This is a genomic window from Fonticella tunisiensis, from assembly GCF_004364155.1.
GTDB lineage: Bacteria > Bacillota > Clostridia > Clostridiales > Caloramatoraceae > Fonticella > Fonticella tunisiensis.
This window is the reverse complement of record NZ_SOAZ01000060.1, coordinates 1-1,592: the sequence shown is the minus strand read 5'-3', so window position 1 is coordinate 1,592 and position 1,592 is coordinate 1. Positions and strand designations below refer to the sequence as shown.

The 1,592-nt window shown below is 40.9% G+C and carries 6 tRNA genes and 1 rRNA gene; all 7 read right to left on the bottom strand.

The features are described 5' to 3' along the window. Positions 1-855: 855 nt before the first annotated feature. Positions 856-939: transfer RNA gene (locus tag EDD71_RS15080), tRNA-Leu, on the bottom strand. Between the two features lie 4 nt (positions 940-943). Beyond that, positions 944-1,019, bottom strand: a tRNA-Lys gene (locus EDD71_RS15075). 101 nt (positions 1,020-1,120) lie between these two features. Next, positions 1,121-1,197: transfer RNA gene (locus EDD71_RS15070), tRNA-His, on the bottom strand. Positions 1,198-1,207: 10 nt separating this feature from the next. Beyond that, positions 1,208-1,284: transfer RNA gene (locus EDD71_RS15065), tRNA-Arg, on the bottom strand. 5 nt (positions 1,285-1,289) lie between these two features. Next, positions 1,290-1,363, bottom strand: a tRNA-Gly gene (locus tag EDD71_RS15060). A gap of 4 nt (positions 1,364-1,367) precedes the next feature. After that, positions 1,368-1,443 (bottom strand) — tRNA-Met (locus tag EDD71_RS15055). 66 nt (positions 1,444-1,509) lie between these two features. Continuing rightward, a 5S ribosomal RNA gene (gene rrf / locus EDD71_RS15050) occupies positions 1,510-1,592 on the bottom strand; the annotation flags it as partial.

Genomic DNA, 1,592 nt, shown 5'->3' with positions numbered 1-1,592 from the left:
GAGCCAGGATCAAACTCTCAAATTAAAATCCTAGCGTTAGAATTACTCAAGTTACGTTCGCTTTCCACTGTTCAATTTTCAAAGGCCAAACTTTACGTGTCCCTTAGGACCGATGTCGCTAGATTATATTATCATGTCATTTCTATTATGTCAACTAGCAATTTTTTGTTTGATGATCCATCAAGTAGCTTATTTATATTATCATGGGTCCTAAGTAGATGTCAAATGGTAATTTTTAAACCTCAATGTTCCCAATCGGGACAGCTTTTATATCTTATCAAATCCTATATATTATGTCAACTATTTTTAAACCTTTATTCTCACTGCTTCATCGCAGCGACTTTTATATATTAGCATATGTATTATTTATGTTAAGTATCATTCAGTTTCGTTTATCTAAATTAAATGCCTATATTTTTTATTTTTTAAGCCAATCTTTGTTTTTCTACTACAGATACACGGGGATATGTTGATATTTATCATATACCTTCCATGAACATCATCATATGTATCATAGAATACATTTCAAGATGAAAACAAAAAAATCCTGTTAAGGAGTTATTAGTCAGTTTCCATGGAATACCTCCATAACTTTTTCTGTTTTAATTATCATTATACTATAATTTAGCTGCTTATATGGATATCTAATAACGGGCTCTTATATTTAAAATCTGGAATTTATACATTCATTTTTATATTTTATAACTGTGATTATAAGCTCCTTTAAATATCCTTTAAATATGTAAAAAAAATAGTGCCGTATCACAGAGTTATTGGTTATAATGCTGCTTACCAGGATATGAGGAGGCCTGTAGAAAAAGAAAAGGTCTCTAGTTTAAACTAGAGACCTTTTTATGGTGCGGAGAGCGGGACTTGAACCCGCACGGGATACCCACACGCCCCTCAAACGTGCGCGTCTGCCGATTCCGCCATCTCCGCACGATGGTGAGCCACCGGGGAATCGAACCCCGGACACCATGATTAAAAGTCATGTGCTCTACCGACTGAGCTAGTGGCTCATGTATATTAAATTATTATTTATAGCTTAATGACAGGACTCGAACCTATGAAGTAAGTATCAAAGCCTCATGCCTTACCAAATCGGTAAAAGCACAATTTTTGGGGTGGATAAAGGGATTCGAACCCTTGGCCTCCAGAGCCACAATCTGGCGCGCTAACCAACTGCGCTATACCCACCATATATGTATGGTGCGCCCTAAGAGATTCGAACTCCTGACACACGGCTTAGAAGGCCGTTGCTCTATCCAACTGAGCTAAGGGCGCATATATGGAGCGGGTGATGGGAATCGAACCCACGTAACCAGCTTGGAAGGCTGGGGCTCTACCATTGAGCTACACCCGCATGTTGGTTGCGGGGGAAGGACTTGAACCTTCGACCTTCGGGTTATGAGCCCGACGAGCTGCCAACTGCTCCACCCCGCGATATACATACCTGGCTCGGATGGGAGCGGGTTACTCACCCTGCACCCCTATCGCCAGGCGTTATTCATCCGGCAGCTACCTACTCTCCCATGGCGTCTCCGCCATAGTACCATCGGCGTTACAGGGCTTAACCTTCGTGTTCGGAATGG